Source organism: Pantoea sp. B550 (genome assembly GCF_024158165.1).
Lineage (GTDB): Bacteria > Pseudomonadota > Gammaproteobacteria > Enterobacterales > Enterobacteriaceae > Pantoea > Pantoea alfalfae.
The window spans coordinates 30,113-53,973 of the sequence record NZ_JAMYXI010000001.1; the positions used below are offsets into that span (position 1 = coordinate 30,113).

The window sequence follows — 23,861 nt, forward strand, 5'->3', positions numbered from 1 at the left end:
CTTCACTTAAAAATTATACGGCTTCTTATAGCTTTCATTTCCACGGTTTCTTCTGAACATTATTTGCGGCTGCGAAAGCTATAAGACTCCTTCATTGACGTACCTGAGGAGAATATGGACACCAGAAACACATCGTCTGAACACCCAAAGAAACATTTCTGGAACAGAAAGCCCAAAGAGCTGACTGTTGACGACATTACTGTCATCGATAACGACATGCTGAAGCGCGCAGTTGGCGCAGCGGCGCTCGGTAATGCGATGGAATGGTTCGACTTTGGCGTATACAGCTATCTTGCCGTCATCATCGGCAAAGTCTTTTTCCCGGATGCCAACAACGCGGTGCAGCTGATCGCTACCTTTGGTACGTTTGCCGCCGCCTTCCTGGTGCGTCCGATTGGCGGTCTGGTGTTTGGCCCCCTGGGTGACCGCATTGGCCGCCAGAAAGTGCTGGCGATGACGATGATCATGATGTCGATCGGGACATTCTGCATCGGGCTGATCCCGGCCTATTCGTCGATAGGGATTATGGCCCCGATTCTGCTGCTGGTCGCACGCCTGATTCAGGGCTTCTCGACCGGTGGTGAATATGGTGGTGCAGCGACCTTTATCGCGGAGTATTCCACCGACAAACGCCGTGGCTTTATGGGCAGCTTCCTGGAGTTCGGTACCATTGGCGGTTACCTTCTGGGTGCCAGCCTGGTCACGGTGATGACCACCGTGATGTCGAACGAGGCGATGATGTCCTGGGGCTGGCGCGTGCCGTTCTTTATTGCTGCGCCGCTGGGTCTTTTCGGCCTCTATGTCCGTCTGAAGCTGGAAGAGACGCCGGCATTCCAGCAGCACATGGAAAAGCAGGAAGCGCTGGAGCAGAGCAAACCGCGCCTGACACTGATGCAGATGCTGAGCAAGTATCGTGCGCCCATGCTGAAATGTATCGGTCTGGTGCTGCTGTTCAACGTCTCCAACTACATGCTGACCTCGTATATGCCGAGTTACCTGACCGGCGTGCTGGGACTGCCAGAGCTGAGTGGTCTGCTGCTGGTGATGGTGGCGATGTTCGTGATGATGCCGCTGACGCTGCTGTGGGGGCGCTGGACCGATCGCATTGGTCGTCGTCCGGTGATTGGCTTTGGTGCAGTAGGCCTGATTCTGCTCGCCATTCCGAGCTTTATGCTGATCGGGTCAGGTAACATGTGGGCGGTATTTGGCGGCCTGCTGATTCTGGGCGTGCTGCACACCTGTTTCAGCGGCACCATGCCGTCGACGCTGCCAGCGCTGTTTACGACGGATATTCGTTACAGCGCACTGGCTATCGGTTTCAACCTGTCGGTGTCGCTGTTCGGCGGTACGACACCGTTGATTACCGCGTGGCTGGTAGATACCACCAAAAACAACATGATGCCGGCCTACTACATGATGGGTGCAGGCGTGATCGGCCTGCTGACCATTCTGACGGTGCGGGAAACGGCGCGTCAGCCGCTGACCGGTTCATCGCCTGCGGTAGCAACCAAAGCGGAAGCGCATCGACTGATCGATAAGCTGCGTAAACGGCAAAAGCCCGCCACGACCGCGGCTAAATAACGTTTCTGACACCCTGCTCTGCAGGGTGTTTTTTTATCTGGCAGACGCACGCTCTACCCACCTGATTTTACTGCCCTGAAACGCGCAACTTTCGCCCGATTGCCACACAGCGCCATGCTGCACCAGCGGCGGCGATGCGCTTTGGTGCGATCGTAAAACCACAGGGTGCAGTCGGGATGTTCACAGGCACGGACTCTGCTGAAATCTTCCTGCGTGAGCAGCATTGCAGCCTGTTCTGCAACCTGTCCCAGCCGTTGCCTCACGTTCTGGCTGGCGTAAACGCGCCGGATAGTCAGCGAACCCGACTCCACGCTCAGTTGCAGGTGACTCGTTGCCTGGCCCAGCCAGACATTCAGCGCCTCAGTACTCACATTCTCACCTGCTTTATGCTGCTGCACAGCGTCACGAACAATCTGACGTAACTGACGAGCGGCCTGCACCAGCGCGCCCGGCTCATACTGCGGCGCAGATCCGTCGGTTAGCAGTCCGGCCTGTTGCAGCCAGGCTTCAACATCCTGATCGCTTTGCCAGAAATCGTATGGCCGCCCCTCTGCGATAGCTTCGGTGTTGATAAAATCCAGCGCCGGATGATCGGCCAGAAACCACGGCCCCTGGCCGGAGTGTGATTGCGTTTCCGCCATGATGTCGCCCTCATTATTGAAATCTTCTGACGCTACTGTAACCGATAAAAAACCAGATGAGTAGTTACAGACGGCCTCATGTAACCACTAAATATCAATTTGACAGGTTACATTATCACTGCATAATAAGCCCTTGTAACCCTATAAATGCCATTTAACCAGTTACAGGAAAATATCATGAATACACACTCTGTTTCTTATCGTTATCAGCAGGCCGACGGCGTTAATGTTTTCTATCGAGAAGCGGGCGATCCATTACTGCCGGTACTGCTGCTGTTGCATGGCTTTCCCACCTCTTCACATCAGTTCCGCAATCTGATCCCGCTTCTGGCTGATAAATTTCATCTCATCGCACCCGATATGCCGGGCTTTGGCTTTACTGAAGTGCCTGCTGAGCGCAACTATTCCTGGACCTTTGACGCGCTGGGCCAGACGCTGACCGCCTTTGTCGATGCACTGGGGCTGGAACGTTATGCGATGTATGTTTTCGACTATGGCGCACCTGCCGGTCTGCGACTGGCACTGGCTTACCCCGATCGCGTCAGCGGGCTGATATCACAAAACGGTAACGCCTATCTGGAGGGATTAGGAGAGGCCTGGGCACCGGTCCGCGCCTACTGGGACGATCCCAGCGAAGCAAATGGTCAGGTGATCCGTGACGCTATCCTGACGCTGGAAGGGGTGAAGTGGCAGTATCTGCATGGGGTAAGCGATCCGCAGCAGATCGCACCGGAAACCTATACCCTGGATACTCTGTTGATGGAGCGCCCCGGTAACAAAGATATTCAGCAGGCCCTGTTTCTCAATTACGCCAGTAACCTGAAACGTTACCCGGAATTTCAGGCGTTCTTTCGCCAGCAGCAGGTGCCAACGCTGGTGATCTGGGGCAAGCACGATCCGTTCTTTATTCCACCGGGCGCCGTGGCCTGGCAGCGTGATAATCCACAGGCGGTGGTCGAGATGCTGGACAGCGGCCACTTCGCGCTGGAGACACACACGCATCACATTGCGTCGCGCATCCGCGAGATGTTCAGTGGCAACTGATTCGTAGCGCGCAGAGGCAGGCTATTCAGCGCTGCCTCTGCAAACGTGCAGGTCATTCATTGCTAAAGCGGCCAACGGTGCTGGCCGCGCCCAGCGCATGGCCTTTCAGCTGTGCCACCAGCTCGGCCTGTGTTAACCCTGCTTTCAACTGACCCACCGGCAAATCGGTGGCGATCAGCACAAAGTTATAGTGATGCAGGCCGCTGCCTGCAGGCGGGCAAGGTCCATAATAGTGCAGTGTCCCGGGTGTATTTTTTCCGCCGGTGTAGTCCTTGCCCTTTGTCAGCGCCCCCTGCGCGAACGACGAACGGCTGACCGGAATGTTATAGGCCACCATATGAGTCACGCCCAGCCCTTTGGCCCCGACCGGATCGGTCATCAGCAGGGCCAGACTGCGGGTGCCCGCCGGAATCGCAGACCAGTTGAGTTCGGGAGAGATATTCTCACCGGTGCAGGAAGGATTACTTTTATTGGCACCGGCAAACTTTTTGTCCAGTAGCGCATTATCGCTGAAATCCTGTGATTGCAGCGTAAACACCGACGCTGCCAGCGCGGTTATTGGCAAAACGGCAAGCACTGTTGCACAGAGTAATTTTTTCACCAGCCACTCCTTATCAGGTTAGTTCCGGATGCATTGCATCACTGCCTGCTTACTATAACGGCTTTAACACGATTAGCCCGGCTGACCGGCCGTTTAAATATTGCGAAACGGCAGATCTATGATCGCTGTCGCGCTGGCTGAGGGTGCTGACGCGTTGCCCTGAGACACATTACCCGATATAAGTTAACGCCTGCGGCTGAGTTTTCGCCAGACACCCCGTCACTGTCACCGATAAGTGGACACTATGCAGATTGAAGATCTCCGGATTTACATCGCCGTAATACATGCTGGTAACTTCACTGCAGCCGCTGAGCAGCTGATGTTATCGAAGCAGTATGTCAGTCGCCGCATGGCCGCGCTGGAAGCATCGTTAGGCGTACGTCTGCTGATACGTAACACCCGCAAGCTGTCAGTGACGGATGCGGGTCTGCTGTTTGCGCAGCATGCTCAGCGCATTCTGGATGAGATTCAGGAAGCCGAACTGGCGGTGTCGGAGCAGCAGCAGGCGCTGCGCGGTACCTTCCGCATCAATCTGCCGATGTCGTTTGGCATGAGCCACCTGTCACCGCTGATTGCGGAGTTTCTGAGTCATCATCCGGCACTGCAGTTTCAGATTGAGCTGGCGGATCGCTATGTTGATGTGATTGGCGAAGGCGTCGATATGGCGATTCGCATCGGCACCCTGGCAGATTCCACGCTGATTGCCCGTCCGCTGGGTGAATTGAAACGGGTAATCTGCTGCAGTCCCGGTTACCTGCAGCGGGCCGGCACGCCGCAGCAGCCCGAGGAGTTGCTGCAACACGCCTGTCTGCGCTACGGACGGGAAGGTCTGAATGGCTGGGAACTGCAGGTCAATGGCAAAGCGAAATGGCTGGCGGTTCAGGGCCCCATGGTGAGTAACAATGGCGAAGTGCTGCGTGATGCCGCCCTGGCGGGACTCGGACTGGTCTTGCTTCCCGCTTTTATCGTAGAGACAGACCTGCAAAGGGGTGAACTGGTGACGGTGCTGGACGGCTGCCAGCCGCCCCCACTCTCCCTGAATGCGGTTTACCCACAGCACCGTCAGCGCAGCGAAGTAAACCGCCAGTTACTGGCCTTTTTACAGACGCGTTTAGCGCTGTGATTGAGCTAAAGCGTTTTTAATGCCGCAAAAACGCGGGCGACGGCAACCGCACCGGGATCGGGCACGCCATTCAGGTTCGCGCTGTTGAGATAAGATGATCGGCCCGCCTTTGCTTTTCCCATGCTGGCGGTTGCATCACTGCCGTGCTGCGCCGCATCTGCTGCGGCTGCCAGCGGTTTGCCCGCCACCAGCGCCTCAATAGCGGGCTGGAGCGCATCAATCAGTGTGCGATCGCCCGGTTTAGCCCCACCATACTGCTTCATTTTTTCCAGACCCTGCTGTAAGGCGACCGGCAGGTCATCTCCTTCCGACAGGTGCTGCGCCGCGGCGGTGAAGAAGATGGCCATCAACACGCCGCTGGATCCGCCCATGACCGTGGCCAGTCGCTCACCCGTTACCGCGAGCAGGTCGTGCAGAACATTCAGTGGCAGCTGGTTATCTGCGCATTCACGCTGGATCTGACGCGCGCCAGCAGCAAAGGTCGAGCCGGTATCACCATCACCCACCTGAGCATCGAGTTTATTCAGCTCGCTTTCACTGGCGATCAGCGTTTCACAAATGCGGTTAACAAAGGCTGCGACTACCGGATTTTCTGAGGGTTGCACCGAATGCGCTGTCGCCTCTCGGGTCGCGTTAACCGGCTGAAGCGATGTGATCTTAACCGCCGGAACCCAGCCGGTCACTTCAACCGGGGCGCAGATCGCCGCTTCGAACAGCGGCGTCAGCGTCATGCAGGTAACGGAAAACCCTTTCATGTCCAGCGCGGTCATCAGCGGTGCCGGGCCAATCAGATAACGGCTTCCCCGGCTCAGCGGCGACTCAATCAGATCACGTGTGACCAGACTCATCTCCAGCGCCGACATCCCGCCAAGGTTATTCACCAGCAGCGCGCAGGGCAGATCCTTGTCTGGACCTGGCATCACCTTCTCCAGCAGATGCTGCACAATCTGCTGACTGTTCTGAGTCGGCATGACGTCAACGCCCGGCTCACCATGAATCCCCAGCCCCATTTCCACGCTGCCGTCGGGCACCCGCTGGCCGGTCTGTTCTTCCGGCAGATGACAGCTGGAAAGCGCTACCCCCATGGTGGCGATAGCACGACTGGCAGCCTCTGCGGCCTCCGTTACCGCCGTCAGATCATCACCGCGTTCGGCGACAAAGCCTGCCACTTTATGCACCAGCAACGTGCCTGCCACGCCGCGTGGCTGAGGATTGTCCGGTAAGGCTATATCATCACCGACAATCACCATATTGACGCTGAATCCTGCCTTGCGGGCTTTTTCAGCCGCCAGCCCAAAGTTGAGTCGATCGCCGGTGTAGTTTTTCACAATCAGCAGACATCCCGCGTCACCGGTAAGGTTGATGATGGCGTTATAAACCGCATCAACGCTGGGTGAGGCGAACACATCGCCACAGACGGCCGCCGTCAGCATTCCTTTACCGATAAAACCAACGTGCGCCGGTTCATGGCCGGAACCGCCACCGGAGATCAGTGCGACCTGCTGTTTTTTCCAGTCTCTGCGCATCACGATGCGAATGTGGGGATCGACCTGCAGCCGCACCAGATTGCGCCACGGACTGGCGTAAATCATGCCATCCAGCGCGCTGTCGACGAGTTCATCATTTTTATTCATTACGAATCGGGTCATGTCTTCATTCCTCATGGACGGACAGGTTTGTAATAAAGAAGTGTTGCACACAACTGACGATGGGCATAATCCACCGCCTCTCACCGCATACCCACCAGACGAAAGCCCTGCCTGAATGAATTGCGCGCAGTACTTTTTACTAATTCATTGATTTTTATCAAATGTTCTTACCTGAAACTGAGAGGTTATGCGCAGAACCTGAAAAGCGGATAACGGATCGTAGAAAACCATTTTTAACAGAGGATGTTTTGATGACCCAACGTATGATTCTGAATGAAACCGCCTGGTTTGGTGCTGGCGCATTACGTCATTTGCCTGAAGAGGTACAGCGTCGCGGGATGCGTAAAGCGCTTATTGTCACTGACAAAGCGCTGGTTGCGGCCGGTGCGCTGAAGCGGGTAACTGACCTGCTGGAACAGCATCAGCTTGCCTGGGCGGTCTTTGATGAGGTCGTTCCGAATCCGACTATCCGGGTAGTGCAGCAGGGCGTTGCCGTGTTCAGGGAATCAGGTGCTGACTACCTCATCGCCATCGGCGGTGGTTCACCGCAGGACACAAGTAAAGCGATCGGCATTATTATCAACAACCCTGAATTCGAAGATGTTCGCAGCCTGGAAGGGGTTAGCCCAACCCGTCATCCGTGCGTGCCAATCATCGCAATTCCGACCACGGCAGGCACGGCGGCAGAAGTCACTATTAACTATGTCATTACCGATGAAGAGAATCGTCGCAAGTTTGTCTGCGTCGATCCGCATGACATTCCAAAAGTGGCGATTATTGATGCGGAGATGATGGCGAGCATGCCCGCCTCGCTGAAAGCGGCCACCGGTATTGATGCCCTAACTCACGCGATTGAAGGGTACATTACGCGCGGTGCCTGGCCCCTGACTGACATGCTGCACCTCAAAGCCATTGAAATTATCAGCCAGTCGCTGCGCGAATCGGTGGCGGGAAATATTGTTGCTGTTGAGCAGATGGCGCTGGGGCAGTATGTGGCCGGTATGGGCTTTTCCAATGTCGGACTCGGTCTGGTGCATGGTATGGCACATCCGCTGGGCGCTTTTTATAACGTGCCGCACGGCGTGGCGAACGCCATTCTGCTGCCACAGGTGATGGCGTGGAACGCCCCATCAACAGGCGAAAAATATCGCGATATTGCCCGTGCGATGGGCGTGAAACAGGTCGACACGCTGACGCTGGATCAGGCGCGGGAAGCGGCTGTCGCTGCAGTTCGTCAGCTCTGCCGCGATGTGGGTATTCCGCGTTCGCTGCGCGAGGTCGGCTTACAGGAGGCGGATATCCCTGCACTGGCGCAGGCGGCGCTGGATGATGTCTGCACCGGCGGTAACCCTCGTACCCCGGATCTGGAAGCGGTGATGGCACTCTATCGTCAGAGTTAAAACGCGTACGCTGTTTAGTCATGCACTGCCATGTCTGGCCCGCCCACCATAGCGGGCTTTTTTACGTCAGGGTAACGGTCAGTCAGCAAGCGTTCGCCAGGGGATGTAAAGATAGGATGGCGGCATCAGCAAAGGTTCGACCCACATTTCCCGCCACGGTTTCAGCCTGAAATCGCCCGTTATCATCATCGATGTCAGAGCGTAAATCAGCCATATTGACCGATAATTTCTTTAGATGCTTAACCCTGATTCACTTGATCTGGATCACAAAAATCCGCATCATGCGCAGCGAAAACCATAATGACGCTGCGGAGATATCAATGACACTGTACCAGGGTATGCTAATTTTTTATGCCGTTGTTGCACTGGTCGCGACGCTAATCACTTTCTTCATCGCCAAAGATAAGCTGAGCATCAAACTGCTGAGCGCTTTTCTGGTGGGTGCCACCTGGCCGATGAGTTTTCCTGTTGCGCTGATGTTTGCGCTGTTTTAATTGACATTATCCCCTTAGCGACCACACTCAGGTAAGACGTCCCTGACCTGCCAACCGCCGATCACCGACGTGACCTTGCTCAAAAGGGTTAATAAGGAGCGGATATGCGCGTATTCAGTGTGATGATTCTGGTTTCTCTTCTCAGTGCCTGCAGTGCCCCGTGGCACGCTGAAAAAACGGTTCCCGCGGCCGAAACCCGTCAGCAGACCTGCCAGCCCGGATCTAATCCCAGCCAGAACGACTGTGGTCACTTCCCTGAGCCTGAGTTCCACTAATCACTCATACAGCGATCGCGGCGGCGAGATCGCATTTACGCTATTTCATCATATAACAAGGCTTTACAGGCCGCTAACCGGTCAGTAAAGTAGCGCCCAGACATCAATTCTGATGCGTAAGCGTTAACGTCAACCAACGCCCCCGCAGCACTGCTGCATGTGATGATCCCTGCCATGATGCCAGTACAACAGCAAGCTAAACCCCTCGCTGCGTTTTCCAGCGCCAGCTTTTTTTTGTTCGTCCTGCTGCTCACCGCAGCAAATCTTCGGGCACCGATTACCGCCGTCGGGCCGGTGCTGCAGGATGTCCGCCAGACCTTTGGCCTCAGCGCCAGCGAAGCAGGCCTGTTTAACTTTATTCCACTGATGCTTTTTGCCCTGCTCGCCCCGCCTGCCGCCTGGCTGGGAAATCGGGTCGGGCTGGAGCGCAGTTTGTGGAGTGCACTGTGCCTGATTACTGCTGGTTCACTGTTGCGCTGGTTGCCTGCTGAAGCGGCATTATGGAGCGGAACGCTGCTGCTGAGCGCAGGTATTGCCGCGGCCAACGTACTGCTGCCGCCCCTGATTAAGCGCGATTTCACCGCCCATACCGCCAGATACATTGGCCTTTATGCCGCCACCATGTCGATTACTGCCAGCCTCGCGTCGGGCATTGCCGTGCCGCTGAGCGAGCTCTCAACGGCGGGCTGGCGACTCTCACTGGTTGTCTGGGCGCTGCCAGGGCTGGTTGCGCTGCTCGCCTGGCTGCCGCTTTTACGTCAGCGGCAGTCATCTTTAGCGTCGGCTGAAGCCCCTGTTGCACATCGTCATGCGTGGCGCTCAGCCGGTGGCTGGCAAATCGCCCTGTTTATGGCACTGCAATCGCTGGCATTTTATACCCTGATCGACTGGTTTGCCGTGTTTGCTCAGGATAATGGCTTCACTCAGGCGCAGGCTGGGTGGCTGCTGTTCTGGTATCAGGCAATTGCAATCGTTGCTAATCTGGCCTGTATGGTTGCGCTGAAGCGGGTAAAAGATGCCCGGCTCACCGCATTCATTGCTTCCTCGGGTATTTTCCTCGGTATGTCAGGTCTGCTGCTTAATCCGCAATGGGCGTTGATCTGGCTGACACTGGCCGGACTGGGTGCCGGGGCTTCACTGGTGCTCTGCCTCTCGCTGTTTAATCTGCGCGCCACACATCACCGTCAGGCCTCACAACTTTCAGGCATGGCGCAATGTGTGGGCTATGCGCTGGCAGCCCTGGGCCCGCTGTTTTTTGGCGTGCTCCATGAACAGAGCGGTAACTGGACGCTGCCCTTCAGTGTGCTGGCACTGCTGAGCCTGTTACAGATGGTATTGGCTCCGCTGGCAGCACAGTCAAAACCCATCAGCTGAAAATGCGGCTCAGCGACTCACAACAGATGACTGGCCGGTCGCAAATGCATCACGCATTGCCGGCCAGCGTAAACCGACGGGAGAAAAGTGCGTGTCTGAACTAAATAATGCTCTGCTGCAGGAGGTCCTGGATCAGGTGCGTCCGCTGGTCCATCGGGGAAAAGTCGCTGACTATATCCCCGCGCTGGCCGATGTTGCGGCCGACAATCTGGCCATTGCCGTTTGCCTGCGTGACGGCACCCTCTTTCAGGCGGGCGATGCGGAGACGCGCTTTTCTATTCAGTCGATATCCAAAGCGCTATCGCTGACTGTGGCACTGACCCGCTATGACGACAGTGAAATCTGGCAGCGGGTTGGCAAAGAGCCATCAGGCCAGCCATTTAATTCACTGGTCCAGCTGGAGCTGGAACAGGGCAAGCCACGTAATCCGTTTATCAATGCCGGTGCGCTGGTGATTTGCGATCTGCTGGAAACCCGCCTGACGGCGCCACGCCAGCGAATGCTGGAAATTGTGCGCCAGCTTAGCCAGCAGCCCGATATCAATTATGATCGCCACGTTGCCCGCTCTGAATTTGAACATTCTGCCCGCAATGCCGCGATAGCCTGGCTGATGAAGTCGTTTGGTAATTTCGATAATGATGTCACCAGCGTCATGCAGACCTATTTCCACTATTGCTCACTGTCGATGAACTGCGTTGAACTGGCGCGCACCTTCATCTATCTGGGTAATCAGGGTAAAACACTGGATGGCAGCCAGATGATTACACCGCGTCAGGCGCGGCAGATTAACGCACTGATGATCACCAGCGGGATGTATGATGGCGCAGGCGAATTCGCGTGGCGGGTTGGGATGCCTGCAAAGTCGGGCGTAGGTGGCGGAATTATTGCCGTCATCCCTGGCGAGATGAGCATTGCCGTCTGGTCACCCGGGCTGGACAGCGCAGGTAATTCGCTGGCGGGCACTGCTGTGCTGGAATTGCTGACGGAAAAGCTGGGGCGCTCGATATTTTGATACTGAGCGCGCAAATAACAGGCTCGCCGTGATGAAAAGCGATGGAGTTCCCATGATTCCGGCAAGCTGATTTTATATTTTCAGTGCAGTACGCTGGCGATTTGAGTCGTCAGCGTTAATCAGCGCTCAAAAAATTCTTAGCGCGAAATCTGTGCCAGCTCCTTTACAAAGGTTTTGGCGTTTGAGACTTTGCCCGCCTGCACAATGCAGTTTACCAATGCTATCACCTGCAATGAAGAGTGATCGCCTGCCATCAAAATAGATACCAGCCTGTCCATCAGTTCTGCCAGATCACGTTGCCGGATATGTTTCTGCAACAGGGTCAGTGCCGCCATGCTGCGGTGTTGCATGATCTCATCGTCAGGAATCGTCGTGACATCCACCAGCGGAAAACTGTGGCTGTAAAGCCTGTCCGCCAGCAACGGGTCGTCGAACTCATCCAGCCACCGGGTCGAATAAGGAAAGGGAGTGCGTCTGCTCAAAACAGTATGGGTATCACCCGCGGCAATCTCTTATGCCCAGCTTCAGGATGGCGCTGCAAGCAGCCACTGCATAGCGCATCAGCCGAAATGCTATATGTTTGTCAGGTGATGACTGATGCTCAATGAGTAAATGGATCTATCCATTGCCAGCGGTAGTCTTAAGACTGTAAAGCACATCGCTAACGTACTGCCGAAGGTCATCCTCGACAAACGCCCCCGACTCCAGCTTCAGTGTGCTGAGATCACAGCGTTAGCACAACTCTGGCGGCAGGTGCAGCGCCAGGAAATCCCGGGCAATATCCGGCTGAGTCAGAAATTGCCGGAATGTCGCATCATGAGGCGTGTGCGTGCTGTTGTTCTTTTTCACTGACCAGACTGCTTTCTGTTCCTGAAGCGCTGACAACGGCTGATTCAGCAGGATAAAAGGCGCTAAATCCTGTAGCGCACGAACGTTTAAAGACCGGATGGAAATAACGAAATGAATACTCTGATGATTGAACCCCGTAAAACGCTTTTCCTGAATTCTACGAGGTTGCTCTGAATATTAACGAATTGCAGGCCTCAGAAAGCCATTCGACCCAGCTCAGCTCACCACATTAACCGGCTCGCCCTGAATAAAGGCCGCAATATTGGCCATCACACCCGTCACCAGATTCTCTACGCCGCTGCGACTCGCCCAGGCAATGTGCGGCGTCAGCAGCAGATTGGGCAAATCTGCCAGCAGCGGGTTATCTGCAGAGGGTGGTTCGCTGCTCAGAACATCCAGCGCCGCGCCGCCAATCAGCCCCTGCTTTAATGCCTCAGCAAGATCGGCCTCGTTAATGAGGCCACCACGCGCGGTGTTAATCAGCAGCGCATGCGGTTTCATTTTCTCCAGCGCCTCGCGATCAATCATCTGACGGGTGCTGTCACTCAATGGGCAGTGCAGCGAAATAATATCGCTGGTGGCCAGCATCTGCTCAAAGCTGACATAGCCCTCACGCACCCGATCACTGCCTTTGCGCTCCGCGTACTGGACCTTCATTCCCAGCGCCTGGGCCAGCCTGCCGACCGCCTGACCGATATCACCTTTGCCCGCGATACCCAGCGTGGCGCCGCCAATATCCCCTATTGGCTGACGATGCAGACAAAAGTGCTGCGCCTGCGGCCAGTCGATGCGGGTATTAACGGCATAAGCCATCATGTGACGACGCAAGGCGAAAATGGCGGCGATTACCGCCTCCGACACGCTCTGAGAAGAGTAGCCGGGTATATTACTGACCACGATGCCGCGGACGCGGCAGGCCTCTGTATCAATACAGTCATAACCGGTTGCCGCAATACAGATAAAGCGCAGTTCAGGAAGCTGCGCCAGGGTGTCGGCACACAACGGCACCTTATTGGTAATCGCAACCGTCGCGCCCGTGAGCGAAGAGACAATGTCACTGACCGGTGTTTGTGCGCGAATCTCCCAGTCAGCCTGTAGTTGCCCGGTCGGCAGAGAGACAGGCAGTGTGTCACCATCCAGCATTACAATTTTCATCTTCATTCCTTTATGGGTTCGGTTAAATGCAACCGACTCATTAATGTTATTTGTATGTATTTAACGAGTAACATCTAAGTTAAATGATGCTGGAATTAAAGTGAATATGTTCAAAGAGTGCGAATTTTTTCGGAACAGATGCCACTTTATTTAACCCTTTTATCCCCTTCGCGTTACACTGCCGCCCGTAATTTTCACCCTTGCGCCCGTTACAATCATGCAGAAATCTTCACTCAGACATCGACTCACTGCCGGTATTGCGATACTGGCCGTGCTGCTGTTGTTTGTCGCCCCGATGATTTCAAAGAATCTGGCTGAGCATCACGCCACAATGCAGCGTGTCTCCGCTATGAGCGCAGAGATGCCGATGATGCATCATCACAGCGAAATGATGTCAATGGCGGACCATGGGATGATGATGGATCCTGGTTTTGCCTGTGGTTACTGCGATTTACTGGTGCATGTGCCGCTGATGCTCTGGGTCTTTATCCCGTTCATCTGGTGGATGAGCCTGATCAGCCGCACCCCGCCGCCCTTTGCGATTAATCCGCCTCCGTGGCGATGGATGTTGCGTCTCCACCGACCACGAGCGCCGCCCGCTTTCACGTCACACTCACTGCTTTCTGATTCGATTGCGTGACAACGTCACCCAATCGCCTTTGTCTTTTGAAAAGTGTGGAATGCTATGTCCTCTTCTCAGGAAATTATCCCTGCACCGCGCGGCACGCTGTTTAATCTGTTTCGCCGCCTGCATTTTTATATCGGTCTGTTTATCGCACCGTTCATTTTTGTCGCCGCGCTCACCGGCACGCTCTACGTTCTGACGCCGCAGCTGGAACAGGCTATCTATCACGATGCCCTGACCACCGATGCACAGGGCCAGGCACAGCCGTTGTCAGCCCAGATTGCCGCCGCACGTGCGCGTGCGGGTGAGTCTGCACGTATCTACGCCGTGCGTCCCGCACCGGGTCCGCATGATACAACCCGCGTGCAGTTTGCTGAGCCTCAGCTTGGCCCATCGGAATCACGATCGCTGTTTATCGATCCCTACACTCTGCAGGTGAAAGGCGATATGACGGTGTATGGCACCAGCGGTGTGTTGCCGCTGCGCATGTGGCTGGATCAGCTGCATCGCGGCCTGCTGCTCGGCGATTTTGGCCGTAACTACAGCGAGCTGGCAGCCTCATGGCTGTGGGTCGCTGCGCTGGGTGGGATCATCTTATGGTCCGGCACCCGGCCATCACGTACCCGTAAGAAAGTGCGCAGCGGATTTGCGGCAACGCGTCACTGGCACGTTACGCTGGGTCTGCTGCTGGCTATCGGGCTGGTGTTCTTTTCGGTAACGGGACTGACCTGGTCACAGTGGGCAGGCAACAATATCGAAAAGATGCGCAGCGACTTTGGCTGGAAAACGCCGCAGGTTAATACCGCACTGAACGGTGACGCACCCGCCGAAGCAGCCGATCCGCATGCTGACCATCGCGGTGCGATGGAAGGCATGACGATGTCCGGCATGACCATGCCAGCCAGAATCGCCGCGCCAGTGGTTCTCAATCAACCGAATGCCAGCTGGGATCAGGCACTGGCAGCAGCACGTCAGGCCGGACTGCACGCCGCGAAACTGGAGCTGCGTCAGCCTAAGAACGCAGAACAGGCCTGGACAGTTTCGGAGATTGATCGCAGCTGGCCAAGTCAGGTTGATGCGGTTTCAATCAATCCGGCTGATTTCAGCGTGGTCGACCGCGTTGAATTCGCCAGCTTCCCGCTGGTGGCAAAACTGACCCGCTGGGGCGTGGATGCGCATATGGGGGTACTGTTTGGTCTGCCTAACCAACTGATTCTGGCCCTGTTCGGCTTTGGACTCTGTGCGATGATAGTGCTGGGCTACCGCATGTGGTGGATTCGCCGCCCGGCGGTTCCCCAGCTCAGCCCATCGCAGACGCTGTTGTCCGCCTGGCTTGCACTGCCGCGCTATGCACAGGGCACCAGCCTGATAGTGACGCTGGCGCTGGGTTATGCGCTGCCTGTTATGGGCATCAGCCTGGTTGTGCTGATCCTGCTGGATATTCAGCGCTGGCGCAGCGCGCAGGGTGCGTCGGTCATCCGGGAAGAAATTGCGCCAGATAAGCAGTCGCCGCTGGCTATCGTCCAGTCACGCTTCGCCGGAAAGCGCAAAGAGATGCGCTATTTTCTCCGCAGCGTCACGGTGCTGGCGCTGATTGTGATTTCAGTGATGGCGAATGCGATGATTGGCGGCGTGATTGACCAGTATCAGATCCCTTTCAGCCACTGGTCACTGACCATGTATATCACCCAGGCGATGATGATCCTGCTCTACTCCACGGTCTTTACCGGGCTATTGTCGATCCCACTCTGGTATTTCTTCCTGGGTGAGAGCGACGAACAGGGCAAATGAGCAGATGACACACCGCGTTATTTTTTATTCAAAATAACTGACGAAGCCGGGCAAATCATCCGGCTTCTCATTCTGCGCCTGAGGTCTATGATCGTTGTTATGCCTTCCTTTATCTGAGAACTCATCATGAATATTGTGCGAGCTAATTCTGAACAACTCTTTGAGTACGGTCCTTTTACCGTTCGTCGTCAGCGGCCTGGCGAGGCGCTTAGCCCGTTGCTCATTGTTGACCTGATGTCGCTGAAACTGGATGCCCGGATCCCGATGCAGCAGCATCAGGACGAAGAAGTGTTCACCTACCTGTGGCGCGGTTCAATGCAGCATCAGGACAGCAACGGCGAGCGTACTCAGCTCTCTGCGAAAAAGGTAATGGTGGTGAATGCCGGTGAGGGTGTTCAGTACGAAGAATCAGTGCCGCTGTATGAAGCGGAACTGTTGCAGGCCGTTATCCGGCCTTCACTGCCGGGCGGTGAAGCGATGACTCAGGTGCTGGAGCGCGATCAGGGCATTATGACTAACGGCTGGACCGAACTGGCCGGGCCGGAAGAGTCTGATGCCCCGCTGGAATTGCGCCAGGAAGTCTATATCTACGATACGCTGCTGGAGCGTAACCAGACGGTGGACGTGCCCTCGATGCCGGGCTTTGTGGCTTATCTCATCGTGCTGGAAGGAATTATTCGCATCGGCGATCAGCGACTCAGTCGCGGCGATGCGGTGAGTGAGCTGGATAGCAGCATGGAGGTTACCGGCGATCGGGATGCCAATCTGGTCTGCTTCCTGGTGAAGCCTGATAATGTTGCATAACAAAGCGCGGGATAATCCCGCGCTTTTCTTTTGATGGGCGATTTAAAGCGTTTTACGTTGCTGCATCGCCTGCACCCGCTTATAGACATGATCAAACTGACGTACATCGTCGCGTAGCCAGTGGCGTTGTGTCAGCGGTGCATCATCCAGTGCCTGCGGCAGCGGCACGCCGGCCAGCGATCCCCGGCAGCAAAAGGCGCGCGCCAGCGTCGCCGTAGTGATGCCAATGTAGCGGGCAAACTCAGGTAAGGTCATCAGTGCAGTGCTCATATTCCACCTCCTGCTAACAAAATATTCCCTGCATTTTCAGCCCAAATCTTTAATGCTTTTATTGATCTGAAACATAGATATGGTACTAATCTTCTGCCTGCTGATGAGATAGCTCGCCTCGCCTGCCGTAAAACGAAAAGAAGTGAGGACCCCGTGCGCCATTATGGATTGATGATAGCCCTGCTGTTTTCCGGCTTTACAGCTGCTCATACCCTGACACCCGGTCAGCCTGTCCCGCCGGTCTACATTGCCGACAAAGGCGAAATGGTGCTGAACCAGGGTGACATCGATTATCAGCGCTGGAACAGTCAGACACTGACCGGAAAAGTGCGTCTGGTGATTCATGTTGCTGGCCGGCTTTCTGCGAAAGATCAGAGTGCCTCCTTAATTAAAGCCATTCAGCAGGCCCAACTGCCGCGTGACCGCTTCCAGACTACCACCATCGTAAATACGGACGATGCCCTGCCCGGCAGTGCCATTTTTGTGGTGCGCAGCATCGCCTCCAGCAAAAAAGCAGTACCCTGGCAGCAATTTATTATCGACAGCAGTGGCGTCACTGCGCATAGCTGGCATCTTCAGCCGGAAAGCGCGTCTGTCGTGGTGATTGATCGGGAAGGGATTGTACGCTTCGCTAAAGATGGCGCATTATCGGATGAGGATGTCACCAGCGTGATGAAAGCGCTGCGCGCATTACTGGGCTGATTCAGGCAATATAGTGGTCAGGACGGTGCGTTAAAACGCGGAATGCTGCTGAATTCGCCGACAATTTTATCACTGTGAGCTACGCTTAGTTGTAATGGATTTACCCGCCGTTCTTTGAAAACCTGCCAACTATGCTGTGGCAGTCGGGGACGATTATTGAAGATGGCATCGAATCATTTCGACCTGCTGTGACTTCCTCTGTAGATAAGGACAGCCATGATGACGGTCTGTGCAGAACAACACGTCAATTTCAGCCATAGTGATGCAGCCACCCTGTTGAACGACATTGAGCAGCGGCTTGATCAGCTTTTACCGGTGGAGAGTGAACGTGATTTAGTTGGCGAGGCAATGCGCGAGGGTGCGCTGGCACCGGGAAAGCGTATCCGCCCGCTGCTGCTGCTGCTGGCCGCGCGCGATCTCGGCTGTAGCGCCACCCCTGCCGGGCTGCTTGATCTCGCCTGCGCGGTTGAGATGGTGCACGCCGCCTCCCTGATTCTGGATGACATGCCCTGCATGGATGATGCGCAGTTGCGTCGCGGACGTCCGACCATTCACTGCCAGTATGGTGAACATGTCGCGATTCTGGCCGCAGTGGCGCTGCTGAGTAAGGCTTTTGGCGTGGTTGCAATGGCTGAAGGCTTAACGGCAGCTGCCAGAGCTGATGCGGTCGCGGAGCTATCTCACGCTGTCGGCATGCAGGGTCTGGTGCAGGGTCAGTTCAAGGATCTTTCAGAAGGTGACAAGCCACGCAGTGCCGACGCCATTCTGATGACCAATCACTACAAAACCAGCACCCTGTTCTGCGCCTCTATGCAGATGGCCTCTATTGTGGCGGAAACGCCAAAAGAGGCGCGCGAACAGCTACACCGCTTCTCGCTTAATCTCGGTCAGGCCTTTCAGCTGCTGGACGATCTCACTGACGGCATGGCGGATACCGGCAAAGATGCCCATCAGGATGAGGGGAAATCGACGCTGGTCAATCTGCTGGGGCCTCAGGCGGTTGAAACGCGACTGCGCGATCATCTGCGCTGTGCCAGTGAGCATCTGCTTTCGGCCTGCCAGGACGGTTATGCCACTCATCATTTTGTTCAGGCCTGGTTTGAGAAAAAACTCGCTGCCGTCAGTTAAGGATGCTGCATGAGTCACTTCGCGGTCATTGCACCGCCCTTCTATAGCCATGTGCAGGCGCTTACGCATCTGAGCCAGGCCTTAATCGCACGCGGACACCAGATTACCTTTATCCAGCAGACGGATGTCAGCGCACTACTTACTGACAGCCGGATAGGGTTTTTCCCGCTGGGTCTCGCCTCGCATCCGGCAGGCAGTCTGGCGCATACCCTTCAGCTGGCGGCGCATCCTCTTGGCCCATCAATGCTTAAATTAATCAATGAGATGGCCCGCAGCACAGAGATGCTCTGCCGTGAACTGCCGGTGGTGCTGAACACGCTGGCAATTGATGGCGTGATCGTCGATCAGATGGAGCCAGCCGGTGCGCTGGCGGCAGAGTCTCTGAACCTGCCCTACGTCTCTGTGGCCTGTGCGCTGCCACTTAACCGTGAACCCCATTTTCCGCTGGCCGTGATGCCGTTTGACTATGCTAACACCGACCAGGCACGCGAACGCTATCGCGCGAGTGAAAAGATCTATGACTGGCTGATGCGCCGTCACGATCGCGTTATCGCCCGTAACGCCCATGCGATGGGATTAGCACCACGGGAAAAGCTGCATCACTGCTTTTCACCCCTTGCGCAGATCAGCCAGCTGTTGCCGGAACTCGATTTTCCCCGCCAGGCGCTGCCCGACCATTTTCATTCGGTCGGTCCGCTGCGTGCAGCGGTAACAGCGCCTGCCGCGTCGCAGCCACGTTATTTCCCACATGGCGACAGACCACGCATTTTTGCTTCACTTGGCACGCTGCAGGGGCACCGCTACGGCCTGTTTAAAACCATTGTTCGCGCCTGTCATGAGATCGACGCGCAGTTGCTGCTGGCGCATTGTGGTCGTCTGTCACCGTTTCAGGCGGAAAAACTGGCGCAGTCCAGCCATGTTCAGGTGGTCGATTTTGCCGATCAGGCTGCCGCACTGGCGCAGGCCGATCTGGCGATAACGCACGGCGGCATGAATACGGTACTGGATGCTGTTAACTATCTGACGCCAATGCTGGCGATTCCCCTGGCCTTTGACCAGCCGGGCGTCGCGGCCAGAGTGGTCTGTCACGGTATAGGGCGTCGCGCGTCACGCTTCACTACCAGCCACTCAATGGCCCGTCAGCTTCAGACTTTGCTGGCTGATGAAAGCTACGGCCAGCAGATGAAAACGCTGCGCACTGCGCTCTGTCAGGCGGGCGGCACCACCCTCGCAGCGGATATTGTCGAACAGGCGATGCAGACCCGCAAGCCGGTACTCCACAGGAGAGATTATGTCGCGGTATGATCTGATTCTGGTGGGCGCGGGGCTGGCTAACGGGCTGATTGCTCTGCGCCTGCGCCAGCAGCGTCCGTCACTGCGTATGCTGCTGATTGATGCAGAAAGTGAGCCTGGCGCGCATCATACCTGGTCGTTTCATGCGGAGGATCTCACTGACACGCAGCATCACTGGATTGCTCCGCTGGTGGTTCATCACTGGCCCGGTTATGAGGTGCGCTTTCCGCAACGCAGTCGCAACCTGAACAGTGGCTATTTTTGTGTGACCGCAGCGCGTTTCGCGCAGGTGATCCGCGATCGGTTTGCGCCGGATCTGCTGCTGAATACCCGCGTGGCGAGCATCGCTTCACGCCTTGTCACGCTGGAGGATGGTCGGGTGCTGGAAACTGACGCGGTGATCGATGGACGCGGCTATCAGCCCGATGATGCGCTGCGCATGGGCTTCCAGGCGTTTGTGGGTCAGGAGTGGCAGCTCAGTGCGCCCCACGGCCTGACCGCACCAGTCATTATGGACGCGACCGTGGATCAGCAGTCAGGCTATCGCTTTGTCTACAGCCTGCCCTTTTCGGCGGATACGCTGCTGATTGAAGATACCCACTATATTGATAACGCCACGCTGGGAGGCGATCGCGCCCGTCAGAATATCCGTGACTATGCTGCTCAGCAGGGCTGGCAGTTAAAGCAGCTATTGCGTGAAGAACAGGGCGCGTTGCCGATTACGCTGACCGGCGACGTGGACGCCTTCTGGCAGAAACGCGATCTGCCCTGCAGCGGCCTGCGTGCCGGGTTATTCCATCCTACCACCGGCTATTCGCTGCCGCTGGCGGTCGCGCTGGCTGACCGGCTGGCGCAGATGCAGTCGTTCACTTCTGAGACCCTGCACGCCACCATTCAGCAGTTTGCCAGTCATTCCTGGCAGCAGCAGCGCTTCTTCCGCATGCTAAACCGGATGCTGTTTCTGGCGGGTCCGGCAGACCAGCGCTGGCAGGTTATGCAACGATTTTACGGCCTCCCCGAAGGTCTGATTGCCCGTTTTTATGCGGGAAAACTCACTGTGTCTGATCGGCTGCGCATCTTAAGCGGCAAGCCGCCGGTTCCCGTACTGGCTGCGCTACAGGCTATTATGACTCCTCACCGTCAACAGGCGATGCAATGAACAGAACGACAGTAATTGGTGCAGGCTTTGGTGGTCTCGCGCTGGCCATTCGCCTTCAGGCGTCAGGGATCCCTACGCGGCTGCTGGAGCAGCGTGATAAACCCGGCGGCCGCGCCTATGTTTACGAGGATCAGGGCTTTACCTTTGATGCCGGCCCCACGGTGATTACTGATCCCAGCGCTATTGAAGAGCTCTTCACCCTGGCAGGTAAAAAACTCTCTGACTATGTCGAACTGCTGCCGGTGAAGCCTTTTTATCGCCTCTGCTGGGAGTCCGGCAAAGTCTTCAGTTATGACAACGATCAGCCCGCGCTGGAAGCGCAAATCAGCGCATTTAATCCGCGTGACGTAGAAGGCTATCGTCGCTTTCTGGCCTATTCCCGTGCGGTGTTTGCAGAAGGTTATCTCAAGCTCGGCACCGTGCCATTTCTGTCATTCCGGGACATGCTGCGCGCCGCCCCTCAGCTGGCAAAACTGCAGGCGTGGCGCAGCGTCTACAGCAAAGTGGCGAGCTATATTGAAGATGAGCATCTGCGTCAGGCGTTCTCTTTTCACTCGCTGCTGGTAGGCGGAAATCCATTTGCCACCTCGTCAATCTATACCCTGATTCATGCGCTGGAACGTGAATGGGGCGTCTGGTTCCCGCGTGGTGGCACAGGCGCCCTGGTACAGGGCATGGTGAAGCTGTTTCAGGATCTGGGCGGCGAAGTGGAGCTGAATGCCAGCGTTGCCCGGCTGGAGACGCAGGAAAATAAAATCATCGCCGTGCATCTGGATGATGGCCGGGTCTTCCCGACCCGCGCGGTTGCCTCTAACGCTGACGTGGTTCATACCTACCGCGAACTGCTGAGTCAGCATCCCGCCGCTGTGGCCAGGGGAAAATCCCTGCAGAACAAGCGCATGAGCAACTCGCTGTTTGTGCTCTATTTTGGCCTGAATCATCATCACGATCAGCTCGCGCACCACACAGTCTGCTTTGGTCCGCGCTATCGTGAATTGATTGATGAGATCTTTAATAAAGACGCCCTCGCAGAGGACTTCTCGCTTTACCTTCACGCGCCCTGCGTGACCGATCCGTCACTGGCACCCGAAGGCTGCGGCAGTTATTACGTGCTGGCACCGGTGCCGCACCTCGGCACCGCCGATATCGACTGGGCCGTGGAAGGTCCTCGCCTGCGCGATCGCATCTTCGACTATCTGGAACAGCACTACATGCCAGGCCTGCGCAGCCAGCTGGTGACGCATCGCATGTTCACGCCGTTTAATTTCCGCGATGAATTGAATGCGTATCAGGGCTCGGCATTCTCGGTCGAGCCGATTCTGACGCAAAGTGCCTGGTTCCGGCCCCATAACCGCGATAAGACCATTAAAAATCTTTACCTGGTCGGCGCGGGCACCCATCCTGGCGCGGGCATCCCAGGAGTGATTGGTTCGGCCAAAGCCACCGCAGGATTGATGCTGGAGGATCTGGCTTGAATAGTCCGTCACTGCTCGATCATGCCGTTGAAACCATGGAAGTGGGCTCGAAAAGCTTTGCCACGGCATCGAAACTGTTTGATGCCAAAACCCGACGCAGTGTGCTAATGCTCTACTCATGGTGTCGTCACTGTGATGATGTGATTGACGATCAGGTGCTGGGATTCAGCAACGATACGCCGTCACTGCAATCTGCTGAACAGCGCCTGGCGCAGCTGGAGATGAAAACCCGTCAGGCCTATGCCGGATCGCAGATGCATGAGCCTGCCTTTGCCGCCTTTCAGGAGGTAGCGATGGCGCACGATATTCTGCCTGCTTACGCTTTTGATCACCTGGCGGGCTTTGCGATGGATGTCCATGAGACCCGCTATCAGACGCTGGACGATACGCTGCGCTACTGCTATCACGTGGCGGGCGTGGTGGGTCTGATGATGGCGCAGATTATGGGCGTGCGCGACAACGCCACGCTCGATCGCGCCTGCGATCTCGGTCTGGCCTTTCAGCTAACCAATATTGCCCGCGATATTGTTGAAGATGCTGAAGCGGGACGCTGTTATCTGCCCGCTGAGTGGCTGGCAGAAGAGGGGCTGACGCGGGAGGCGCTGGCGGACCCGCGCCATCGCCAGGCCGTCAGCCGCGTTGCCCGCCGACTGGTGGAGACGGCAGAACCTTATTATCGATCGGCATCGGCGGGGTTGCCCGGTTTACCGCTGCGTTCAGCGTGGGCCATTGCGACGGCAAAACAGGTTTATCGTAAGATCGGTATGAAAGTAGTCGAAGCGGGTGCACAAGCGTGGGATCAACGTCAGTCCACCAGCACGCCAGAGAAACTGGCCATGCTGGTGGCAGCATCCGGTCAGGCAGTTACTTCCCGGATGGGACGTCCTGCTCCACGCCCTGCTTACCTCTGGCAGCGCCCCGTTTAACGCCGTGACGTTCCCTGAGCGTCGCCTGCAGTTTTGACAGCGGCGGCGCATAGAGAAAACCAAATGAGACACAATCTTCCTTACCCCGTACCGCATGATGCAGTCGGTGCGCCATGTAAAGCCGGCGCAGATAACCCCGGCGCGGCACATAGCGGAATGGCCAGCGCTGATGGACCAGCCCGTCATGCACGATAAAATAGAGCAGACCGTAAAGCGTCATCCCTGCACCGATCCACTGTAGCGGCCAGATGCCTGTGCTGCCCAGATAAATAAGTAAAATCGACAGGCCCGCGAACACCACCGCATAGAGGTCGTTAACCTCGAACCAGCCCTTATGTGGTTCATGATGTGACAGGTGCCAGCCCCAACCCCAGCCATGCATGATGTATTTGTGCGCCAGCGCAGCCGTTATCTCCATGCCGATAACGGTGACCAGAACAATCAGGGCATTCCAAATCCACAACATAGCTTCTCCCGAACATGCATCCTG

At 56.2% G+C, this 23,861-nt stretch carries 23 protein-coding genes and 1 pseudogene; 17 read left to right on the forward strand and 7 right to left on the reverse strand.

The genetic code is table 11. From position 1 onward, the window contains the following. Positions 1 to 114: 114 nt before the first annotated feature. Positions 115 to 1,581: a glycine betaine/L-proline transporter ProP gene (gene proP, locus NIM72_RS00135; RefSeq protein WP_095708080.1), complete on the forward strand. Its 1,467-nt coding sequence runs from the start codon at positions 115 to 117 to the stop codon at positions 1,579 to 1,581. 53 nt (positions 1,582 to 1,634) lie between these two features. Here the strand turns inward: proP and NIM72_RS00140 are convergent, their stop codons facing one another. Continuing rightward, positions 1,635 to 2,222 carry an ABATE domain-containing protein gene (locus NIM72_RS00140; protein WP_222925819.1) on the reverse strand — a complete coding sequence of 196 codons (588 nt, stop codon included), beginning with the start codon at positions 2,220 to 2,222 and terminating at the stop codon, positions 1,635 to 1,637. A gap of 177 nt (positions 2,223 to 2,399) precedes the next feature. Here NIM72_RS00140 and NIM72_RS00145 point away from each other — a divergent pair, with 177 nt between their 5' ends. Next, positions 2,400 to 3,266 (forward strand): alpha/beta fold hydrolase, encoded by an 867-nt coding sequence (locus NIM72_RS00145; protein WP_253417729.1) that lies wholly within the window; start codon positions 2,400 to 2,402, stop codon positions 3,264 to 3,266. Between the two features lie 52 nt (positions 3,267 to 3,318). On the opposite strand, the gene NIM72_RS00150 is transcribed toward NIM72_RS00145, so the two are convergent. Then, positions 3,319 to 3,867 carry a YbhB/YbcL family Raf kinase inhibitor-like protein gene (locus NIM72_RS00150; protein WP_253417731.1) on the reverse strand — a complete coding sequence of 183 codons (549 nt, stop codon included), beginning with the start codon at positions 3,865 to 3,867 and terminating at the stop codon, positions 3,319 to 3,321. Positions 3,868 to 4,111: 244 nt separating this feature from the next. On the opposite strand from NIM72_RS00150, the gene NIM72_RS00155 reads away from it, so the two are divergent. Next, the gene (locus NIM72_RS00155) at positions 4,112 to 4,990 is read left to right on the forward strand and encodes a LysR family transcriptional regulator (RefSeq protein ID WP_161735428.1); all 879 of its coding nucleotides are present in this window, start codon (positions 4,112 to 4,114) and stop codon (positions 4,988 to 4,990) included. 5 nt (positions 4,991 to 4,995) lie between these two features. On the opposite strand, the gene NIM72_RS00160 is transcribed toward NIM72_RS00155, so the two are convergent. Next, positions 4,996 to 6,639 (reverse strand): dihydroxyacetone kinase subunit DhaK, encoded by a 1,644-nt coding sequence (locus NIM72_RS00160; protein WP_253417733.1) that lies wholly within the window; start codon positions 6,637 to 6,639, stop codon positions 4,996 to 4,998. A gap of 251 nt (positions 6,640 to 6,890) precedes the next feature. Here NIM72_RS00160 and fucO point away from each other — a divergent pair, with 251 nt between their 5' ends. From fucO to glsB, 5 genes are all read left to right on the forward strand, one after another. Continuing rightward, positions 6,891 to 8,039 (forward strand): lactaldehyde reductase, encoded by a 1,149-nt coding sequence (gene fucO / locus NIM72_RS00165; protein WP_161735424.1) that lies wholly within the window; start codon positions 6,891 to 6,893, stop codon positions 8,037 to 8,039. A 320-nt stretch (positions 8,040 to 8,359) separates the two neighbouring features. Continuing rightward, entirely contained in the window at positions 8,360 to 8,533 is a 174-nt protein-coding gene (locus NIM72_RS00170) for a GhoT/OrtT family toxin (RefSeq protein WP_008924737.1), read from the forward strand. Positions 8,534 to 8,637: 104 nt separating this feature from the next. Further along, the gene (locus NIM72_RS00175; protein ID WP_202605013.1) at positions 8,638 to 8,808 is read left to right on the forward strand and encodes a hypothetical protein; all 171 of its coding nucleotides are present in this window, start codon (positions 8,638 to 8,640) and stop codon (positions 8,806 to 8,808) included. 174 nt (positions 8,809 to 8,982) lie between these two features. Then, positions 8,983 to 10,182, forward strand: a complete 1,200-nt coding sequence (locus NIM72_RS00180) for an MFS transporter (protein WP_161735422.1) — start codon at positions 8,983 to 8,985, stop codon at positions 10,180 to 10,182. A 91-nt stretch (positions 10,183 to 10,273) separates the two neighbouring features. Continuing rightward, positions 10,274 to 11,194 carry a glutaminase B gene (glsB, locus tag NIM72_RS00185; protein WP_253417735.1) on the forward strand — a complete coding sequence of 307 codons (921 nt, stop codon included), beginning with the start codon at positions 10,274 to 10,276 and terminating at the stop codon, positions 11,192 to 11,194. 149 nt (positions 11,195 to 11,343) lie between these two features. Here glsB and NIM72_RS00190 read toward each other — a convergent pair. Together NIM72_RS00190 and NIM72_RS00195 are read right to left on the reverse strand one after the other, a co-directional pair. Beyond that, positions 11,344 to 12,043 (reverse strand): annotated as a pseudogene (locus NIM72_RS00190) (Rpn family recombination-promoting nuclease/putative transposase); the annotation flags it as partial. 216 nt (positions 12,044 to 12,259) lie between these two features. Continuing rightward, positions 12,260 to 13,198, reverse strand: coding sequence for a D-2-hydroxyacid dehydrogenase (locus NIM72_RS00195; RefSeq protein ID WP_253417738.1), 939 nt, complete (start codon positions 13,196 to 13,198; stop codon positions 12,260 to 12,262). 217 nt (positions 13,199 to 13,415) lie between these two features. On the opposite strand from NIM72_RS00195, the gene NIM72_RS00200 reads away from it, so the two are divergent. From NIM72_RS00200 to NIM72_RS00210, 3 genes are all read left to right on the forward strand, one after another. Further along, positions 13,416 to 13,838, forward strand: coding sequence for a DUF2946 domain-containing protein (locus tag NIM72_RS00200; RefSeq protein ID WP_253417740.1), 423 nt, complete (start codon positions 13,416 to 13,418; stop codon positions 13,836 to 13,838). A gap of 45 nt (positions 13,839 to 13,883) precedes the next feature. After that, the gene (locus NIM72_RS00205; protein WP_253417742.1) at positions 13,884 to 15,614 is read left to right on the forward strand and encodes a DUF2534 family protein; all 1,731 of its coding nucleotides are present in this window, start codon (positions 13,884 to 13,886) and stop codon (positions 15,612 to 15,614) included. Between the two features lie 126 nt (positions 15,615 to 15,740). Next, positions 15,741 to 16,418 carry a pirin family protein gene (locus NIM72_RS00210; protein ID WP_253417744.1) on the forward strand — a complete coding sequence of 226 codons (678 nt, stop codon included), beginning with the start codon at positions 15,741 to 15,743 and terminating at the stop codon, positions 16,416 to 16,418. Positions 16,419 to 16,460: 42 nt separating this feature from the next. Here the strand turns inward: NIM72_RS00210 and NIM72_RS00215 are convergent, their stop codons facing one another. Then, a complete protein-coding gene (locus tag NIM72_RS00215) occupies positions 16,461 to 16,688 on the reverse strand; it encodes a hypothetical protein (RefSeq protein WP_161735411.1) in 228 nt (75 codons plus the stop codon). A gap of 171 nt (positions 16,689 to 16,859) precedes the next feature. On the opposite strand from NIM72_RS00215, the gene NIM72_RS00220 reads away from it, so the two are divergent. The 6 genes from NIM72_RS00220 to crtB all read left to right on the forward strand — a co-directional run bounded on the left by NIM72_RS00220 (position 16,860) and on the right by crtB (position 23,371). After that, a complete protein-coding gene (locus tag NIM72_RS00220; protein ID WP_253417746.1) occupies positions 16,860 to 17,390 on the forward strand; it encodes a YtfJ family protein in 531 nt (176 codons plus the stop codon). 219 nt (positions 17,391 to 17,609) lie between these two features. Beyond that, the gene (locus tag NIM72_RS00225) at positions 17,610 to 18,518 is read left to right on the forward strand and encodes a polyprenyl synthetase family protein (protein WP_222925872.1); all 909 of its coding nucleotides are present in this window, start codon (positions 17,610 to 17,612) and stop codon (positions 18,516 to 18,518) included. A 9-nt stretch (positions 18,519 to 18,527) separates the two neighbouring features. Beyond that, positions 18,528 to 19,823, forward strand: a complete 1,296-nt coding sequence (locus tag NIM72_RS00230) for a glycosyltransferase (RefSeq protein WP_222925828.1) — start codon at positions 18,528 to 18,530, stop codon at positions 19,821 to 19,823. Next, on the forward strand, positions 19,810 to 20,970 hold the full coding sequence (gene crtY, locus NIM72_RS00235; RefSeq protein WP_161735407.1) for a lycopene beta-cyclase CrtY: 1,161 nt from the start codon (positions 19,810 to 19,812) through the stop codon (positions 20,968 to 20,970). The genes NIM72_RS00230 and crtY overlap by 14 nt, the downstream gene beginning before the upstream one ends. Continuing rightward, the gene (locus tag NIM72_RS00240; protein WP_161735405.1) at positions 20,967 to 22,445 is read left to right on the forward strand and encodes a phytoene desaturase; all 1,479 of its coding nucleotides are present in this window, start codon (positions 20,967 to 20,969) and stop codon (positions 22,443 to 22,445) included. Before crtY ends, NIM72_RS00240 begins: the two co-directional genes overlap by 4 nt. Further along, complete coding sequence (gene crtB / locus NIM72_RS00245) at positions 22,442 to 23,371, forward strand: 15-cis-phytoene synthase CrtB (protein ID WP_253417748.1); 930 nt, start codon at positions 22,442 to 22,444, stop codon at positions 23,369 to 23,371. Before NIM72_RS00240 ends, crtB begins: the two co-directional genes overlap by 4 nt. Here the strand turns inward: crtB and NIM72_RS00250 are convergent. Next, positions 23,310 to 23,837, reverse strand: a complete 528-nt coding sequence (locus tag NIM72_RS00250; RefSeq protein WP_161735401.1) for a sterol desaturase family protein — start codon at positions 23,835 to 23,837, stop codon at positions 23,310 to 23,312. The genes crtB and NIM72_RS00250 overlap by 62 nt on opposite strands. Positions 23,838 to 23,861 lie beyond the last annotated feature (24 nt).